Here is a 16231-nt window from a genome sequence, read left to right on the forward strand (position 1 = left end):
TACCGCCGTACTTTCGGAAGGCATGCGCATCCGGGCATGTGGCTGGGCTTCAAACCCAGTAGGGGGCGTCGATCGTTCCCTGGTAGGTTCGACTCCTGCTGCCTTCCGCCATTCGTGTTTCCGCAGGAGATGTCGGCATGGCCACGCACGCGCAGTCACCCGCCCCATCAACGGCCGATGCCCCGCAACGACTGACCTCTCTCGCGCATGGCGGCGGCTGCGGCTGCAAGATCGCGCCGGGCGTGCTGAGCGAACTGCTGCGCGGCGTTCCAGCACTTCCCGCACCGGCCGAACTGCTGGTGGGCCGCGAGACCAGCGACGACGCCGCGGTGTACCGCCTCGATGATCGCCAGGCAATCGTCGCCACCACCGATTTCTTCATGCCCATTGTCGACGACCCGTTCGACTTCGGCCGCATCGCCGCCACCAACGCGTTGTCGGACCTGTACGCGATGGGCGCGCGGCCGCTGTTCGCGCTGGCCATCGTCGGCATGCCGATCAACACCCTGCCGCAGGAAACCATCCGCGGCATCCTGCAGGGCGGCGAGCGTGCCTGCGCCGACGCCGGCATCGTGGTGGCCGGCGGCCACAGCATCGATTCGGTGGAACCGATCTACGGCCTGGCCGCGATCGGCGTGCTCGATCCTCAGCGGCTCAAGCGCAATGCCGATGCCCGCGCCGGCGATGTGCTGGTGCTGGGCAAGCCGTTGGGCGTGGGCGTGTACTCGTCGGCGCTGAAGAAAGAAGTGCTGGATGCAGAGGGCTACCGGCAGATGATCGCGTCGACTACCCGCCTGAACAGCGTGGGCGTGCCGCTGGCCGCGCTGGACGGCGTGCACGCGATGACCGACGTCACCGGCTTCGGCCTGCTCGGCCACCTGCTGGAAGTGTGCCGCGCCAGCGGCGTCGCTGCCGAAGTGGACAGTGCACAGGTGCCGCTGCTGCCGCAGGCGCTGGAGCTGCTGCAGCGCGGCTGCGTGACCGGCGCCTCCGCCCGCAACTGGGCCTCGTATGGCGCCGAAGTGCGCTTCGCCGAACGCTTGGCCGGCCACTGGCAGCCACTGCTGACCGATCCGCAGACCAGTGGCGGGCTGTTGGTGTCCTGCGCCCCGGAGGCAGTGAATGCGGTGCTGGCCTGCTTCCACGACGCAGGGTTCGGCCAGGCGGCCGTGGTCGGGCGATTGGGTGAAGGGGCGCCGGGCGTCAGCGTGCGCTGATGCGCTGGAACGACAAGGGCGCCCGAAGGCGCCCCTGCTGTATCGCTGCACGCAACATCATTCGATGTTCTGCACCTGCTCGCGGATCTGGTCGATCAGCACCTTCAGCTCCACCGCGGCATTGGACGTGCGGCTGTCCACCGACTTCGAGCCCAGCGTATTGGCTTCGCGGTTGAACTCCTGCAGCAGGAAGTCCAGGCGGCGGCCGACCGGCTCGCGCTGCTTGAGCACGCGACGGATCTCGACGATATGGCTGCCGAGCCGGTCCAGCTCTTCATCCACGTCCAGCTTCTGCAGCCACAGGACCAGCTCCTGCTCCGCACGGCCCGGGTCGACCGGGTGCGGCAGGTCAGCCAGACGGGCGGCCAGCTTGGCGCGCTGGCCGTCGCGAATGGCCGGAATCAAGGTGCGCACTTCGGTGGCGATGCGTTCGATGCCGTCCACGCGTTCGCTGATGGCCGCAGCCAGCTTGCCGCCTTCGCGCTCACGCGCTTCGACGAAGCCGTCCAGCACCTGGTCCAGCAGGGCCAGCGCCTCGACCTGCAGGGCGGCGGCATCCGTGGCCTCGCCGCGGGTCACGCCCGGCAACTGCAGCAGATCGGTGAAGCTGACCTGCAGGTTCGGGAAATCGGAGGTCAGGCGGTGGGCCAGGCGGCCCAGCTGGCCCAGCAGGGCCTCGTCCACCTGCAGGTTGGCAGCCGCCTCCGGCGCGCGCAGGCGCATCACCAGATCCAGCTTGCCGCGGCTCAGGCGCGCGGCGATACGCTCGCGCAGCTGCGGTTCGAGCGCCCGCAGTTCCTCGGGCAGGCGGGTGCCGACCTCCAGGAAGCGGTGGTTGACCGAGCGCAGCTCGCAGCCCAGCGTGCCCCACGGGGTGACCCGCTCGCCGCCGGCATAGGCGGTCATGCTTCGAATCATGGAATGTGTCCGGTGCGTGCAAAGGGGGAATGGTACCCTAGCGCCCTCACCAGAGCCCCCTTGCCCGCCCCGTGAAGGCCGCGGGCATGGCGGCGTACTCCCTCGCCATTACGGAACCCGCACCATGTCCGACTCCCGCCCCAGCGGCCGCCAGCCCGACCAGCTCCGCCCGGTCGTCATCCAACGCGGCTTCACCCGCCACGCCGAAGGTTCGGTGCTGGTGTGCTTCGGTGAAACCCGCGTGCTGTGCACCGCCAGCGTCGAGAACCGCGTGCCGGGCTTCCTGCGCGGCAAGGGCGAAGGCTGGGTCACCGCCGAGTACGGCATGCTGCCGCGCGCCACCCATACCCGCAGCGACCGCGAAGCGGCCCGTGGCAAGCAGGGCGGTCGCACGCTGGAGATCCAGCGCCTGATCGGCCGCAGCCTGCGTGCCTGCGTGGACCGCAATGCGCTGGGCGAACGCACCATCACCCTCGACTGCGACGTACTGCAGGCCGACGGTGGCACCCGCACCGCCGCCATCACCGGCGCCTATGTGGCCCTGGTCGATGCGGTGAACGTGCTGATGAAGCGTGGCGACATCAAGCGCAACCCGGTCCTGGGCGCAGTTGCAGCAGTATCGGTGGGCGTGTACCGCGGCACCCCGGTGCTGGACCTGGACTACGCCGAAGACAGCGACTGCGACACCGACATGAACGTGGTGATGAACGACGGTGGCGGCTTCATCGAGCTGCAGGGCACCGCCGAAGGCCACGCCTTCCGTCGCGATGAACTGGACGCGCTGCTGGGCCTGGCCGAAAAGGGCGTGGCCGAGCTGCTGGCCGCGCAGCAGGCGGCGCTGTCGGCATGAACCGTCGTCTTGCCCTGACCACCCTGGTGGTTGCCGACTATGACGAAGCCATTGCCTGGTACACCGGCAAGCTCGGCTTCGCACTGTTGGAGGACATCGACCAGGGCCACAAGCGCTGGGTGGTGGTCGGCCCCACCGACGGCAGCGCCGCCGCCCTGCTGCTGGCCCGTGCCAGCGACGAGGCGCAGCGCAGCCGCATCGGCAACCAGACCGGTGGCCGCGTCGCCTTCTTCCTCAACACCGACGACTTCCACCGCGACCACGCGGCGATGCTGGCCGCAGGCGTCGAGTTCCTGGAATCGCCGCGCGAAGAACCCTATGCAACGGTCGCGGTGTTCCGCGATCTGTATGGCAACACCTGGGACCTGTTGGAGCCCCGTCAATGAAGAAGCTGGTACTGGCCAGCCACAACGCTGGCAAGCTGGTGGAGATGCAGGAGATCCTCGCCGATCTGCCGCTGCAGATCACCTCGGCCGCCGAGCTGGGCCTGGGCGATGTGGAAGAGACCGGCCTGACCTTCGTCGAGAACGCGCTGCTGAAGGCACGCGCCGCCTGCGAAGCGACCGGCCTGCCGGCGCTGGCCGATGATTCCGGCCTGATCGTCGATGCCCTGGGTGGTGCACCGGGCCTGTACAGCGCGCGCTATGCCGGCCACCCGACCAACGCCGCTGCCAACAACGCCAAGCTGCTGGACGCGATGGCCGGTATTCCCGATGGCCAGCGCAGTGCCCGCTTCTATGCGGTGATCGTGCTGCTGCGCCACGCCACCGACCCGCAGCCGCTGATCTGCGAAGGCCGCTGGGAAGGGCAGATCATCCGTGAGCTGCGTGGCACGAATGGTTTCGGCTACAACCCGGTGTTCCTGGACACCACCCACGGCCTGACCGCCGCGGAAATGGAGCCGGCGCTGAAGAACGCCATCAGCCACCGTGCCGTTGCCCTGCAGCAGCTCAAGCAACAGCTGGCGACGCTGTACTGACGCCCGACCTGATCGAACCAGGGAAGCCGGCCAACGGCCGGCACTACCGATGAAGCCCATGCCGCACGCCCACGACCACTGCAACCACCTGCCCGGCGAAGCCTGCTCCGCTGACCACGACAGCGCACCGCGGCTGGTGCCGCCACCGCTGTCGCTGTACGTGCACCTGCCGTGGTGCGTGCGCAAATGCCCGTACTGCGATTTCAATTCGCACCAGGCCAAGGGCGAGTTGCCGTTCGAGGCCTACATCGATGCACTGCTGCGCGACCTGGACCAGGACCTGCCGCTGGTCTGGGGCCGGGTGGTGCACAGCGTGTTCTTCGGTGGCGGCACGCCCAGCCTGTTCCCGCCGGAAGCGATCGACCGCTTCCTGCAGCAGGCCAGCGCGCGCCTGCGCTTTGCCCCCAACGCCGAAATCACCCTGGAAACCAACCCGGGCACCGCCGAGCATGGCCGTTTCGACCGCTACCGCGCGGCCGGCGTGAACCGCCTGAGCTTCGGCATCCAGAGTTTCGACGACGCCATGCTCAAGCGCCTGGGCCGCATCCACGACAGTGGCGAAGCCGAGCGCGCGGTGAAGATGGCGCAGGACGCGGGCTACGACAATTTCAACATCGACCTGATGTATGCGCTGCCGGAACAGACCCTGGCCGGCGCCGAGGCCGACCTGGAGCGTGCATTTGCACTGCAACCGGCGCACATCTCGCACTACCAGCTGACCCTGGAACCGAACACGGTGTTCTTCGCGCGGCCGCCGCAGGGCATTCCCGATGAAGACAACGCCTGGGACATGCAGGAACACTGCCAGGCATTGCTGGCACAGGCTGGTTTCGGCCAGTACGAGGTCAGCGCCTATGCGCGCCCCGGCCGGCAAAGCGCGCACAACCTGAACTACTGGCGTTTCGGCGATTACCTGGGCATCGGTGCCGGTGCGCACGGCAAGATCAGCTCGGGCGCCGAAGAACACGTGCTGCGCCGCTGGAAGCTGAAGCATCCGCAGGCCTACCTGGACAGCGCTGGCACGCCGGCCTCTTTCGGGGGTGACGATGTGATCGCAGCCGAGCGCCTGCCGTTCGAGTACATGCTCAACCTGCTGCGCCTGCACGAAGGGTTCGGCCTTCGCGATTTCGAGTCGCGCACCGGGCTGCCGCGCGGCGTACTGGACGCTCCGTTGGCCGAGGCCGTCCAGCGCGGCTGGCTGGAGGTGGCGGAGGGTCATGTGCAGCCGACCGAGCTGGGCCGCCGGTTCACCAACGATGTGGTGAGCCTGTTCCTGGAGGAATAAGCCTTCCGCCATACCGGGCAGTGACGGCCGCTGGCCGGCACTCTGGTAAAGACAGCGCTGCCGGCCAGCGGCAGGCACTACCGTTCATCCGTCGGCCCTGCCCGATGAACGTGAGACACGTTCAGCCTAAAGTAGCGCCGACTGCGGCCGACACGGTAGATTCACAGGATCGATCCGCGGGAATCCGGGTACCGCTCGCCGATGTCAGCTGTCTTTTCCATCACCTCTGCCGACAAAGCACGCCTGGCCGCCAGCGACCTGCCATCGCGGGTGCGTGAACTGCTGGGTGCGTTGATCGGCCTGTGCCGGCAAACGCTGGCCGCGCCCCTGATCCTGACCGTCGAAGCGCTGGAGCAGACGCTGCTGCACGACGCCGACCGTGCACGCAATCCGATGCAGCAGGCGGACCTGATGGCCCAGCGTGGCCAGCTGCACGCCTTCGCCGGCCATTTCGCCGACCGCATGCTCGATGCCGTGGCCGAAGCGCTGGCGGGCCTGCGCGAGCCGTCCACCGTCGCTGCGGCCCCTGCTTCGCCGCCGCCGCTACCGGGCGCGCTCGGCCTGTCGCTGGTCGATGAGCACGAGGTGGATCGCGACCTGCTGCTGACCGAAATGATCCGGCGCGAGACCCTGCGTTCAACCAATACGTTGAACCTGCTGGGACAGCGCCTGGGCGTGCTCGCGGCGGCGCCGGCGTTCGAGGCCGACACCCTGCCACTGGCACCGCAGGCCCTGTGCGCGATGGTGCGCCGGATCGCCGAACAGGACGCCCTTGGCGTGGAGGTGCAGCTTGCGCTGTACCGCAGCTTCGAGCGGCAGGTGCTGGAACGCCTGGGCGATGTGCTGGACCGCGCCAATGCGCTGCTGGCCCAGCATGGCGTGCTGCCGGGCCTGGTCTACACCCCGTACCTGGCACGCTCGTCGAGCACCCGGCGGATCATCACCCAGTCGGTGGGCGGCGGCCGCACAACCCAGCCTGCCAAGCGTTCCGCCGCGCCGTTGACCGGCTGGAACGGCTCCGCTCCGGCCGGTTCCTGGTCGAACCTGGTGCAGGACGCATTCAACGACGCGGGTACGCCGGGCGCAGCCACCGCTGGCGTGACCACGTCCACCGGCAGTGCGCTGCATGAATTGCTGCAGCAGGCCCGCCATGCCACTGCCCCTCCTGCGGACACCGCTGCCGTGCCCAGTGCGGCCGTCGATGCGGTCCTCGCGCGGCTGCAGGCCCAGTCCAGCGCGGCCACCGGCGTCGCCGACCTGCAGGCTGCGGTGGTCGCCCAGCTGCGCAGCGAGCACGGCGCGCAGGCCCAGCTGGGCAGCCACGACCGCGACAACCTCGACCTGCTGCGCCTGCTGATGCAGCAGGTGCAGCAACAGCAGCGCCCCGACCCGGTGCCGGCCGCCCTGCTGGCGCGCCTGCAGGTACCACTGGCGCGTGCGGCGATGGCCGACCCCGGCTTCTTCGTGCGCGATGAACACCCTGCACGCGAACTGCTCAACCAGATTGCCGAAGTCGGCGCCAACTGGCTGGGCGACGATGACGTGGATCCCCAGCTGCTGCAGCGCATGGCGCAGAGCGTGCAGGGTCTGCTCGGCCAGGATGCACGCTCGCCCGAGGCCTTCGCCGCCGCCAACGAAGACGTGCAGCAGCATCAGCGCGCGGCGGCCCATCGCGCCGAACTGGCCGAGCGCCGCCACGTCGAGGCCGCGCGTGGCAAGGAACGGCTGGAACTGGCGCGTCGCCAGGCCAATGCGCAGATCGACCAGTGCTGCGACACACAGGCGCCGCCGCGCTTCGTGCAGACCCTGCTGCGCCAGGCCTGGGCCGATGCACTCACCCTCACCCGCCTGCGCCATGGCGAAGATTCGCCGCAGTGGCAGGAACGCCTGCTACAGACCGAGCGCATCGCCGCGGTGACCGCGCAGGCCGTCGATGCCAACGGTGGCACCGATGCAGTGCTGGCCAACGAGGTGGAATCGGCGCTCGTGCAGGTCGGCTATCACGCCGAGGAAGCCGCCGCCGTTGCGCGCCGCCTGGCCACGCCAGGAGGCGAGGATGAAAGCACCTCGCGCACCGAGCTCAGTGCGCGCCTGAAGGCACGTGCACGACTGGGTGAACATGCTGCCAGCGGCAGCGCCGACGCCCCGCGCACGCCGCGCAGCAGCGCCGAAGAGGCGGCCTACCAGCAGCTCGTGACCCTGCCCTTTGGCAGCTGGTTCGACATCGACAACGGTGACGGCACCCTGCGCCGCCAGCGCCTGTCCTGGTACAGCCTGCTGACCGGCCACGCCCTGTTCGTCAATCCGCGCGGGCAGAAGATCGCCGATACCGACCTTGATACGCTGGCCCGGCAGCTCAGCGCTGGACGTGCGCAGCTGGTCACCGAAGACAAGGGGCGGCTGGTCGATCGCGCATGGCAGGCCAGCCTCGGTGCGCTGCGTGCGCTGGCCGGCGGCCGTTACAGGGAGGCGTCCGTTTGAACGTGCAACCGCCGCAGGACACCCGCCGCGCGCCGCGTCGCCAGGTCTCGGACCTGGTACCGGTCACCGACCAGATGCGCGAATGCGTGGTGGGCCGGCTCGGCAATGTCTCCGAGACTGGCATGTTGATGCTGGCCAGCACCCCGCTGCGCGAGGACGCGCTGTACCAGTTCCGCTTCCCGTTGCCGATCAGTGACGGCCGCCACGAGGCCATTGACGTGGGCGTGCACCTGCTGTGGAGCGAGCCGGCGCATGTGCCCGGCCAGAGCTGGACCGGTTTCCGCTTCCTCACCCTGTCACGCGAACATCGGCAGCTGCTGCGCCAGTGGATAGGCGAAGACAGCGACGAGGCACCGGTTTCGACGGCCTGAGTGCCGGTTCCAGCACAGCGGTTTTTCCCGGTATGCGGCAGAATCTAGGGCCGTTTTCCGTGTCGAGCCACCGCAATGATCCAGCAAGACCCCGGCGCCCTGTACCCCGACCACCTGGCCGTGCTGTGCCGACGTGCCGAACAGGCGTTGGCCCGCGGCGGCTTCGACCATCTGGTCGTGCCCAGCGGCACCCTGCACTACCAGGTGTTCGACGATCGCGACTACCCGTACGCGGTCAATCCGCAGTTCAAGGCCTGGCTGCCGCTGACCCGGGTGCCCAACAGCTGGATCGTGTTCACCCCGGGCAAGCGCCCGGCGGTGATCTTCCACCAGCCCTTCGATTACTGGCACGTGGTACCGGACGCACCGAGTGGCTGGTGGGTGGAGCACTTCGACATCCACATCATCCGCAAGCCCGAAGAGGCGCTGGCCCTGCTGCCGGCCGACCCGTCGCGCTGCGCGATCCTCGGCGAGCCGCAGAGCGCGCTGGGCAGGTACGTGCCGAACAACCCGGCACCGGTGGTGAACTACCTGGAATGGCACCGCGGCAGCAAGACGCCGTATGAGATCGCGCTGATGCGCCAGGCGCAGGTGCTGGGCGTGCGCGGCCACCGCGCCGCCGAAGCCGCGTTCCGCAACGGCGCCGACGAATTCAGCATCCACATGGCGTACTGCCAGGCGGTGGGCCAGGATGCCAACGAGCTGCCCTACGGCAACATCGTGGCGCTCAATGAACATGCCGCCGTGCTGCATTACACTGAGCTGGGCCGCAAGGCGCCGCAGCCGCTGCGCAGCTTCCTGATCGATGCAGGCGCCAGCGCGCACGGCTACGCCAGCGACATCACCCGTACCTACGCCGCGCAGGGCCACGACGAATTCGCTGCGATGATTGCTGCCGTCGACGCCGCCCAGCAGCAGATGTGCGCAGCAGTGCGCCCGGGCTTCGACTACAAGCAGCTGCACGTGGACGCACATCTTTCGCTGATGGGCGTGCTGAAGGACTTCGGCGTGATCAAGGTCTCGCCGCAGACCGCGCTGGAGACCGGCGTCAGCGCCGCGTTCTTCCCGCATGGCATCGGCCACCTGATCGGCCTGCAGGTGCACGACGTGGCCGGTTTCGCGGCCAGCGACGAGGGCGGCCGCATCGAGCGCCCGGCGGGCCACCCGTACCTGCGCCTGACCCGCGTACTGGAACCGGGCATGGTGGTGACCATTGAACCGGGCCTGTACTTCATCGACATGCTGTTGAACGAAGTGAAGGACGCCGGCCATGGTGATGCGATCAACTGGGACCGCGTGGATTTCTTCCGTCCGTATGGTGGCATCCGCATTGAAGACGAAGTGCTGTGCACCGAGGGCGAGGCGGACAACCTGACGCGGCCGGCGTTTGCGGCGGCGAACGGCTGAGCCCCTCGTGGTTGGGCGCTGATATCAAAGGCCGCGCTTGGCCGGGCGGGGTGGGTTTGCAGGACACGCCGTAAACCCATCCATGGGGGCTCGATGGCGCCATCCATGGCGCCAACGGTCCTGCAAACCCACCCCGCCCGTCCTTTGACAGTTTCCTGCTGCGTCCAACCACGGAAAAAGAAGAAAGAAAAGCAGAAGCGGGTCGCTCGCTGCGCTCGCTCCGTGTCGACCAAGGTCGACACCTACCAACAGCCGCGCGTGCCAATAACCGCGGTTGCCAACAGCCGCGTGAACCTGTCGAAGGCGGGGTACTGTGGGTTTGCGGGGTGTGAGCGGCATGGATGCCGCGACCAAGCCCCCATGCATGGGTTCACGGCGTCCCCGCACACCCACAGTGCCCCGCCATCCCACGGAATGCGCGCTGTTGCTATTGCTGTTGCTGTTGCTGTTGCTGTTGCTGTTGCTCTTGCTGTTGCCTCTGCGGGTGCAGGGCTGCAAGCCCTGCAGAACACCCCTTACCCCGCCATCACCGCTTCAATCTCGTCGGCGCTGCGCGCCAGGCCTTCGGTCAGCACGCGATGACCGTCGTCGGTGATCAGCACATCATCCTCGGTACGGATGCCGATGCCGCGCCAGCGCGGTTCCACCGTCGTATCGTCCACGCCGATGTACAGCCCCGGCTCGATGGTGAATGCCATGCCCGGCTCCAGCAGCCGCGAATCGCCCGCCAGGCGGTAATCGCCCACATCGTGCACGTCCAGCCCGATCCAGTGCCCGGTCTTGTGCCGGTAGAAACGCTGGTACAGGCCTTCGGACAGGTTCTTTTCCAGCGTCCCCTTCAGCAGGCCCAGCCGCAGCAGGCCCTCGGTCAGGGTCTGCACCGCGGCTAGGTGACCGGCCTCGTACGGCACGCCCGGCCTGGCCTGGGCCAGCGCGGCGGCCTGCGCATCGCCGACCAGGTCGTGCAGTGCACGCTGCTCGGCGCTGAAGCGGCCATTCACCGGAAACGTGCGGGTGATGTCGCTGGCGTAGCCACGGTACTCGGCACCGGCGTCGATCAGCACCAGCTCGCCGTCGCGCGAACGCGCGTTGTTGTCCCGGTAATGCAGGATGCAACCGTTGCGGCCCGCACCGACGATGCTGCAATACGCCGGCACTGCATCGCTGGCGCGGAACACGCGTTCCAGCTCGGCCTGCAGCTCGTATTCGTGGATGCCGGCCCTGGCAGCCTTCATCGCCGCCAGATGCGCACGCACGCTGATCTGCGCAGCGTGGTGCATCAGCGCCACTTCCGCGCCGGACTTGAACAGGCGCTGCTCGTGCAGCAGATGGCCCAGTTCAAGGAATTCATGCGGCGGCTGCGCGCCGTGGCGCACCTGCGAACGCACGCGGTTGACCCAGCCGATCAGCTTCAGGTCGAAATCGGCGTCGCGACCGAAGTGGTAGTAGACGCGCGAACGGCCTTCCAACAGGCCCGGCAGGATGTCGTCCAGATCATCGATCGGGTACGCATCGTCCATGCCGTACTGCGCCACCGCGCCTTCCTGGCCGGCACGGCTGCCGTCCCAGGCTTCGCGCTCGGCATCACGTTCGCGGCAGAACAGGATGGCCTCGCCGTGGCGCCGGCCCGGGATCAGCACCAATACCGCCTCCGGCTCCGGGAAACCGCTCAGGTACTGGAAGTCCGAGTCCTGGCGGAACGGGTAATGGGTATCGAGGCTGCGCACCTTCTCGGCCGCGGCCGGCAGCACCAGGATCGCGTCCTCGCCGGCCATGTCCATCAGCTGGCGGCGCCGACGCTTGTATTCGCCGGCCGCGATGCCGGTGCGCTGCTTGATGTCCATCAGTTCAGGCGCTGCCGATGGCGCGAGGCCAGCACCACGTCACCGTGCAGCAGCAGTACCGCCACGCGGATGAACTCCTCGATCTCCGACAGGGCTTCGTCGTCATCATCGCCACCCGCTTCGAAATCCTCGCTGGAGGCGCGTGCCAGGCTGGCCATGTCGGTCAGCGCTTCTTCACCCTCTTCGGACAAGGTCGGGCGACGGCCGCCGCTGCCCAGGCCGAACCCCCCCAGGAACGAGCGGGTCCAGCTGAACATGGCATCGGCCTGCGCGGACACATCGTCGCCGTCTGTCAGCAGCAGTTCGAAGGCGAAGTCGCGGTCTTCCAGCTGCTTGATGGTCGCCTGCAGCAGTTGCCCCAGCACGCTGTCGGCAGCCACCGGCGGCAGGTTGTCGTCGGCCAGCACCCGTGCCGGCCAGTCGTTGCCGGGGGCGCCACCGGCGGCCAGCCAGCCACACAGCGCACCGTGCAGCTCGGCAGCGGTAGCGCCCAGGCCCAGTTCCTGGCTGGCGCGGGTAACGTCGTCGACGGAGGGAAGTTCGGTCATCGTGCGGCTCGTTCGGAAAGGAAACCCGGGGCGCGCACGCGCGCGCCCGTGAGACCCCGTAGTGTAGCAACCCGGCGGCGTCCTCTCTGCGGCCGCCAGGCCTTGCTGCGACAACGCTTGACCGCCCTTGCCCGGCTTGCCTATCGTGCCCGCATGGAACCCGCCGATCCCCTTGCCCAGCTGCAGGACTTCGCCGCCCGCGTGGAAGCGTTGCTCGAACGCAACCAGCGCCTGGCCGAGGAGAACCGCAGCCTGCGCCACCAGCAGGAACAGCTGGTGGCCGAGCGTTCCACGCTGCTGGCCAAGAACGAGCAGGCACGCTCGCGGGTGGAAGCAATGATCAGCCGGCTCAAATCCCTGGAGCAGCACACATGAGCGCCGAACCGGTCAGTGTCCGCATCCTCGATCGTGAATACACGGTGGGTGTCGGCGGCGATGAACGCGACAGCCTGATGGCCGCCGCGCGCCTGCTCGATGCGCGCATGCGCGAAATCCGCGGCAGCAACCGCATGGCCGCCGTCGACCGCGTCGCCGTGCTGGCCGCACTGAACCTGGCCCACGAACTGCAGCTGCTGCGCGACGAGAACGCCCGCCAGGCCGTGGCCCTGCAGCAGACGCTGGCCGACCTGAACAGGCGCCTCGACCGCGCGATCGACGGCCCCCCCTAGAAAAAGGAGACGGAGGGGATTAAGGCGCATTCGCCCCATCCGTGCCGGAAACGTCTTAATCCCCTCCGTCCCCTTTTCGCATATCTGAATTGGCACGGACTGTTGCCGACGAACGGCCTATCCAGATCCTGCACGCTGGCTATAATGGCCACGCGTTCTCTGCGGTACTCGACGGCATGTGCAAACATTCGCCTTGTCCCTTAAGAACGACACCGGGAGCGCGACAGCGCCGGGAGTGCAGGTCCGCCTTGTAGCGGGAAGCCCGATGGTTCTCCAGCGTTCCCACTTGAGCCCCCGGGTTCAAGGTCGTTTCGCATGCATCGACATTGCGGAGAATGCAATATTCCAGCAAGGGCGGCGTCTTCGGGCGTCGCCCTTGTTCTTTCCGGCACAATGGCGGCTGATCCTTGCCGCACGCTGCCATGACCGACCCGCGCCAGGCCCTGCGCCACGACCTGCGGCAACGCCGCCGCGACCTTTCCGCCGGTGAGCGCATTGCTGCCGCCGAATCCCTTGCCGATGCCCTGCTCGCCCTGCCGTTCGCCCCACGCGAAGGCACCGTGGCCGGCTACTGGGCGCTGGATGGCGAAATCGCCCTGCACCGCTGGCAGCTGCAACTGCCCGAAGGGCTCACCTACTGCCTGCCGGTGCTGGCCGGCGACGTGCTGCGCTTCGCGCCGTGGCGGCCGGGACAGGCGCTGACCAGCAACCGCTACGGCATTCCCGAACCGGACGTAGCGCTGGACGATACGCTGGAACCGGCGCAGATGGCGCTGGTGGTGGCCCCGCTGGTGGGCTTCGACGGACAGTGCCGGCGGCTGGGCATGGGGGGCGGCTGGTATGATCGCAGCTTCGCCTTCCGCCATGACCGGCCGGCGCCGCCCTGGCTGGTCGGTGCTGCGTTCGCGGTGCAGCAGGTCGAGTCCTTGCCGGTGGCGTCGTGGGACGTGCCGGTGGATGCGATCTGCACCGAAGACGGCACCCTGTTCCCCTCCGCTGCCCCCGTGAACGCATGACCGCCCGCAAGCGCTACTGGCTGATGAAGTCCGAACCGGACGCCTTCTCCATCGATGACCTGGCCAAGGTCAAGGTCGAACCCTGGAACGGGGTGCGCAACTACCAGGCGCGCAACTTCATGCGCGATGGCATGCAGGTGGGCGACGGCATCCTGTTCTACCACTCCAATACCAAGGTGCCGGGCATCGTCGGCCTGGCCACGGTGGCCAGCACCGCCTATCCGGACGACACCCAGTTCGATCCAAAATCCGACTACTACGACCCCAAGAGCACGCGCGAGAACCCGCGCTGGATGCTGGTGGACGTGGCCTTCGACCGCAAGCTGAAGCAGGTGATCGCGCTGGACGAGATCAAGCTGCACGCCGAGGAACTGGGCGAAGGCTTCCCGCTGGTTGCCAAGGGCAACCGCCTGTCGGTGTTCCCGGTGACCGCCGCGCAGTGGAAGCTGCTGCTGTCGCTGGAAAAGAAATCCTGATTCCCTGCCTGAGAGTTCTCCCATGTCCGAAGCCAAGCGCCTGGCCGCCGAGAAAGCCATCGAATACGTCGAAGACGGCATGATCGTCGGTGTCGGCACCGGTTCCACCGTGGCCTATTTCATCGATGCCCTGGCCCGCATCCAGCACCGCATCAAGGGCGCCGTGTCCAGCTCCGAGCAGAGCACCGCGCGCCTGAAGCAGCACGGCATCGAAGTGATCGAGCTGAACCACAGCGGCAACCTGTCGCTGTACGTGGACGGCGCCGATGAGTGCGATCCGAACAAGTGCCTGATCAAGGGCGGCGGCGCCGCACTGACCCGCGAGAAGATCATCGCCGAGGCCAGCGAGCGCTTCATCTGCATCGTCGACCCGAGCAAGCAGGTGCCGGTGCTGGGCAGGTTCCCGCTGCCGGTGGAAGTGATCCCGATGGCGCGCAGCCTGGTCGCCCGGCAGATCCGCGACATGACCGGCGGCCAGCCGACCTGGCGCGAAGGCGTGGTCACCGACAATGGCAACCAGATCCTGGACATCCACAACCTGCAGATCACCGATCCGGAAAAGCTGGAGCGCGAGCTCAACCAACTGCCGGGCGTGGTCTGCGTGGGCCTGTTCGCGCGCCGTCGCGCCGACGTGGTGATCGTCGGCGGCGAGCCGCCGGTCGTGCTCTGACCCTTCCGAAGGATCCTGACGATGTCGCTGTTGCGTTCGCTGCTGATGCTTCCGCTGCTGGCCCTGGCCGGCTGTGCCACCGACGCGGCCCGCCATTGGGTCGAGCTGGATGGCGCCCGCTACCAGGTGGAGCTGGCCACCAATGACGAAACCCGCGCGCGCGGGCTGATGTTCCGCGACCAGATGGCGGCCGACCACGGCATGCTGTTCATCCACGACCGCGAAGAAATGCAGGCGTACTGGATGAAGAACACCAGGATCGCGCTGGACATCCTGTACTTCGACAGCCAGCGCAGGCTGGTCAGCCAGCAGCGCGACGTACCGCCGTGCTCGGCCGGCGACATGTGCCCGCCCTACCCCAGCGGTGGCCCGGCGCGCTACGTGCTGGAACTCAACGCCGGCCAGGCCGAGAAGCTGCAGTTGAAGGACGGCACGGAGCTGAAATTCGGCCCGGGCATCGAAAAGTAAGGTACGGCCGGGCTGCGCCCGGCACCCGCAGTAGTGCCGGCCGCTGGCCGGCAACCCTGCAGGGGTCAGATCCCCTTCGCACGCGAAAGGGATCTGACCCCTGCATTTTTCACGCGGCACCGCTTGAAACGGCCTGCGAATGACGCCAGTCTGTGGCCATGCAGGACCGGATCACACTCCCCGACTGGGATGCACTGGCCGACCTCGAAGACGAGGCGCTGCCACTGTTGCCGACCGCGCTGCTGATCGCGCGCGATGAATACCCCGATCTGCAGCCGTCGACCTACGATGCGCTGATCCAGAGCCACGTCGACCACCTCCGCTCGGAAGTGGAGAGCATCGACAACAGTCCATTGAAGATGGCGGCGATCAACCGCCACCTGTTCGACGAGCTGGGCTACAGCGGCGACCACGACGAGTATTACGACCCGCGCAACAGCTACCTCAACCAGGTATTCGAGCGCCGGCTGGGCAACCCGATCTCGCTGGCGCTGGTGCAGATGGAAGTCGCGCGGCGGCTGGGCATTCCGCTCGACGGCGTGTCCTTCCCCGGCCACTTCCTGGTGCGCCTGCCGGTGGACGACGGCGTGCTGGTGATGGACCCGTTCAATGGTGGTCGCCCGCTGGACGTGGACGAACTGCGCGAACGCGCCAAGTCACACCTGGGCGGGCAGATGCCCGACGACCAGGTGCTGGCGCAGATTCTGGACCCGGCGCCGGCGCGCGCGATCCTGATGCGCATGCTGCGCAACCTGCACGGCGTGTATGCCGAAGCCGGCGAATGGGACCGCGCCGCGCGCAGTGCCGACCGCCTGCTGAAGCTCGCCCCGGAGCAGGACGATGCGCTGCGTGACCGCGGCCTGGCCTACCTGCAACTGGAGTACCTGGCCGGTGCCCGCCACGACCTGGGGCAGTACCTGAAGCGCAACCCGGAAGCCAGTGATGCGCAGTGGCTGCGCGAGAAGCTGATCGACCTCGGCGGACCGATGCCGCGGCTGCATTGAGGGTGTCGGTGTGTGGACCAACGGTCCAC

Annotated in this window: 18 protein-coding genes, 1 tRNA gene and 1 other RNA gene; 17 read left to right on the forward strand and 3 right to left on the reverse strand. The window is 67.8% G+C overall.

The features are described 5' to 3' along the window. Positions 1-15: 15 nt before the first annotated feature. Positions 16-111, forward strand: a tRNA-Sec gene (locus AC5P5W_RS16225). Between the two features lie 26 nt (positions 112-137). Next, positions 138-1217 carry a selenide, water dikinase SelD gene (selD, locus tag AC5P5W_RS16230; protein ID WP_197574858.1) on the forward strand — a complete coding sequence of 360 codons (1080 nt, stop codon included), beginning with the start codon at positions 138-140 and terminating at the stop codon, positions 1215-1217. 57 nt (positions 1218-1274) lie between these two features. Here the strand turns inward: selD and AC5P5W_RS16235 are convergent, their stop codons facing one another. Then, positions 1275-2135: a YicC/YloC family endoribonuclease gene (locus AC5P5W_RS16235; RefSeq protein ID WP_005410888.1), complete on the reverse strand. Its 861-nt coding sequence runs from the start codon at positions 2133-2135 to the stop codon at positions 1275-1277. Between the two features lie 124 nt (positions 2136-2259). Here AC5P5W_RS16235 and rph point away from each other — a divergent pair, with 124 nt between their 5' ends. From rph to pepQ, 7 genes are all read left to right on the forward strand, one after another. Then, positions 2260-2985: a ribonuclease PH gene (gene rph, locus AC5P5W_RS16240; protein ID WP_014648280.1), complete on the forward strand. Its 726-nt coding sequence runs from the start codon at positions 2260-2262 to the stop codon at positions 2983-2985. Further along, positions 2982-3371: a VOC family protein gene (locus AC5P5W_RS16245; RefSeq protein ID WP_134809244.1), complete on the forward strand. Its 390-nt coding sequence runs from the start codon at positions 2982-2984 to the stop codon at positions 3369-3371. The genes rph and AC5P5W_RS16245 overlap by 4 nt, the downstream gene beginning before the upstream one ends. Continuing rightward, a complete protein-coding gene (rdgB, locus tag AC5P5W_RS16250) occupies positions 3368-3964 on the forward strand; it encodes an RdgB/HAM1 family non-canonical purine NTP pyrophosphatase (RefSeq protein ID WP_134809243.1) in 597 nt (198 codons plus the stop codon). The genes AC5P5W_RS16245 and rdgB overlap by 4 nt, the downstream gene beginning before the upstream one ends. A gap of 58 nt (positions 3965-4022) precedes the next feature. After that, entirely contained in the window at positions 4023-5249 is a 1227-nt protein-coding gene (gene hemW / locus AC5P5W_RS16255) for a radical SAM family heme chaperone HemW (protein WP_014648283.1), read from the forward strand. Positions 5250-5450: 201 nt separating this feature from the next. Then, entirely contained in the window at positions 5451-7730 is a 2280-nt protein-coding gene (locus AC5P5W_RS16260; protein ID WP_014648284.1) for a DUF1631 family protein, read from the forward strand. Then, a complete protein-coding gene (locus AC5P5W_RS16265) occupies positions 7727-8101 on the forward strand; it encodes a PilZ domain-containing protein (protein ID WP_049440486.1) in 375 nt (124 codons plus the stop codon). The genes AC5P5W_RS16260 and AC5P5W_RS16265 overlap by 4 nt, the downstream gene beginning before the upstream one ends. A 75-nt stretch (positions 8102-8176) precedes the next feature. Further along, positions 8177-9508 carry a Xaa-Pro dipeptidase gene (pepQ, locus tag AC5P5W_RS16270; RefSeq protein WP_134809242.1) on the forward strand — a complete coding sequence of 444 codons (1332 nt, stop codon included), beginning with the start codon at positions 8177-8179 and terminating at the stop codon, positions 9506-9508. 515 nt (positions 9509-10023) lie between these two features. On the opposite strand, the gene AC5P5W_RS16275 is transcribed toward pepQ, so the two are convergent. After that, a complete protein-coding gene (locus tag AC5P5W_RS16275; RefSeq protein ID WP_087786593.1) occupies positions 10024-11346 on the reverse strand; it encodes an aminopeptidase P N-terminal domain-containing protein in 1323 nt (440 codons plus the stop codon). A 5-nt stretch (positions 11347-11351) separates the two neighbouring features. After that, the gene (locus AC5P5W_RS16280; protein ID WP_014648288.1) at positions 11352-11900 is read right to left on the reverse strand and encodes a YecA/YgfB family protein; all 549 of its coding nucleotides are present in this window, start codon (positions 11898-11900) and stop codon (positions 11352-11354) included. A gap of 153 nt (positions 11901-12053) precedes the next feature. Here AC5P5W_RS16280 and AC5P5W_RS16285 point away from each other — a divergent pair, with 153 nt between their 5' ends. The 8 genes from AC5P5W_RS16285 to AC5P5W_RS16320 all read left to right on the forward strand — a co-directional run bounded on the left by AC5P5W_RS16285 (position 12054) and on the right by AC5P5W_RS16320 (position 16202). Continuing rightward, positions 12054-12275, forward strand: a complete 222-nt coding sequence (locus AC5P5W_RS16285; protein ID WP_005410898.1) for a TIGR02449 family protein — start codon at positions 12054-12056, stop codon at positions 12273-12275. Further along, positions 12272-12568 (forward strand): cell division protein ZapA, encoded by a 297-nt coding sequence (locus AC5P5W_RS16290; protein WP_057493325.1) that lies wholly within the window; start codon positions 12272-12274, stop codon positions 12566-12568. Before AC5P5W_RS16285 ends, AC5P5W_RS16290 begins: the two co-directional genes overlap by 4 nt. 153 nt (positions 12569-12721) lie before the next feature. Beyond that, a non-coding RNA gene (ssrS, locus tag AC5P5W_RS16295) (6S RNA) lies at positions 12722-12907 on the forward strand. 83 nt (positions 12908-12990) lie between these two features. Continuing rightward, positions 12991-13584 (forward strand): 5-formyltetrahydrofolate cyclo-ligase, encoded by a 594-nt coding sequence (locus AC5P5W_RS16300; protein WP_134809239.1) that lies wholly within the window; start codon positions 12991-12993, stop codon positions 13582-13584. Continuing rightward, positions 13581-14060 carry an EVE domain-containing protein gene (locus tag AC5P5W_RS16305; protein ID WP_014648290.1) on the forward strand — a complete coding sequence of 160 codons (480 nt, stop codon included), beginning with the start codon at positions 13581-13583 and terminating at the stop codon, positions 14058-14060. Before AC5P5W_RS16300 ends, AC5P5W_RS16305 begins: the two co-directional genes overlap by 4 nt. A 22-nt stretch (positions 14061-14082) precedes the next feature. Further along, complete coding sequence (gene rpiA / locus AC5P5W_RS16310) at positions 14083-14730, forward strand: ribose-5-phosphate isomerase RpiA (protein ID WP_014648291.1); 648 nt, start codon at positions 14083-14085, stop codon at positions 14728-14730. A 21-nt stretch (positions 14731-14751) separates the two neighbouring features. After that, positions 14752-15198, forward strand: a complete 447-nt coding sequence (locus AC5P5W_RS16315; protein ID WP_014648292.1) for a DUF192 domain-containing protein — start codon at positions 14752-14754, stop codon at positions 15196-15198. 158 nt (positions 15199-15356) lie between these two features. After that, positions 15357-16202 carry a SirB1 family protein gene (locus AC5P5W_RS16320; RefSeq protein WP_024957828.1) on the forward strand — a complete coding sequence of 282 codons (846 nt, stop codon included), beginning with the start codon at positions 15357-15359 and terminating at the stop codon, positions 16200-16202. The last annotated feature ends 29 nt before the right edge of the window (positions 16203-16231 follow it).

Source organism: Stenotrophomonas sp. YJH_SMC_123 (assembly GCF_059368215.1).

What these genes read in the sequence shown, in the direction of transcription:
- AC5P5W_RS16300 (WP_134809239.1), top strand. Translation starts at nt 12,991, where the DNA reads ATGACCGACCCGCGCCAGGCCCTGCGCCACGACCTGCGGCAACGCCGC.
- AC5P5W_RS16285 (WP_005410898.1), top strand. Translation starts at nt 12,054, where the DNA reads ATGGAACCCGCCGATCCCCTTGCCCAGCTGCAGGACTTCGCCGCCCGC.
- AC5P5W_RS16260 (WP_014648284.1), top strand. Translation starts at nt 5,451, where the DNA reads ATGTCAGCTGTCTTTTCCATCACCTCTGCCGACAAAGCACGCCTGGCC.
- rdgB (WP_134809243.1), top strand. Translation starts at nt 3,368, where the DNA reads ATGAAGAAGCTGGTACTGGCCAGCCACAACGCTGGCAAGCTGGTGGAG.
- AC5P5W_RS16245 (WP_134809244.1), top strand. Translation starts at nt 2,982, where the DNA reads ATGAACCGTCGTCTTGCCCTGACCACCCTGGTGGTTGCCGACTATGAC.
- selD (WP_197574858.1), top strand. Translation starts at nt 138, where the DNA reads ATGGCCACGCACGCGCAGTCACCCGCCCCATCAACGGCCGATGCCCCG.
- AC5P5W_RS16315 (WP_014648292.1), top strand. Translation starts at nt 14,752, where the DNA reads ATGTCGCTGTTGCGTTCGCTGCTGATGCTTCCGCTGCTGGCCCTGGCC.
- AC5P5W_RS16280 (WP_014648288.1), bottom strand. Translation starts at nt 11,900, where the DNA reads ATGACCGAACTTCCCTCCGTCGACGACGTTACCCGCGCCAGCCAGGAA.
- rpiA (WP_014648291.1), top strand. Translation starts at nt 14,083, where the DNA reads ATGTCCGAAGCCAAGCGCCTGGCCGCCGAGAAAGCCATCGAATACGTC.
- AC5P5W_RS16305 (WP_014648290.1), top strand. Translation starts at nt 13,581, where the DNA reads ATGACCGCCCGCAAGCGCTACTGGCTGATGAAGTCCGAACCGGACGCC.
- AC5P5W_RS16235 (WP_005410888.1), bottom strand. Translation starts at nt 2,135, where the DNA reads ATGATTCGAAGCATGACCGCCTATGCCGGCGGCGAGCGGGTCACCCCG.
- AC5P5W_RS16290 (WP_057493325.1), top strand. Translation starts at nt 12,272, where the DNA reads ATGAGCGCCGAACCGGTCAGTGTCCGCATCCTCGATCGTGAATACACG.
- pepQ (WP_134809242.1), top strand. Translation starts at nt 8,177, where the DNA reads ATGATCCAGCAAGACCCCGGCGCCCTGTACCCCGACCACCTGGCCGTG.
- rph (WP_014648280.1), top strand. Translation starts at nt 2,260, where the DNA reads ATGTCCGACTCCCGCCCCAGCGGCCGCCAGCCCGACCAGCTCCGCCCG.
- AC5P5W_RS16320 (WP_024957828.1), top strand. Translation starts at nt 15,357, where the DNA reads ATGCAGGACCGGATCACACTCCCCGACTGGGATGCACTGGCCGACCTC.
- hemW (WP_014648283.1), top strand. Translation starts at nt 4,023, where the DNA reads ATGCCGCACGCCCACGACCACTGCAACCACCTGCCCGGCGAAGCCTGC.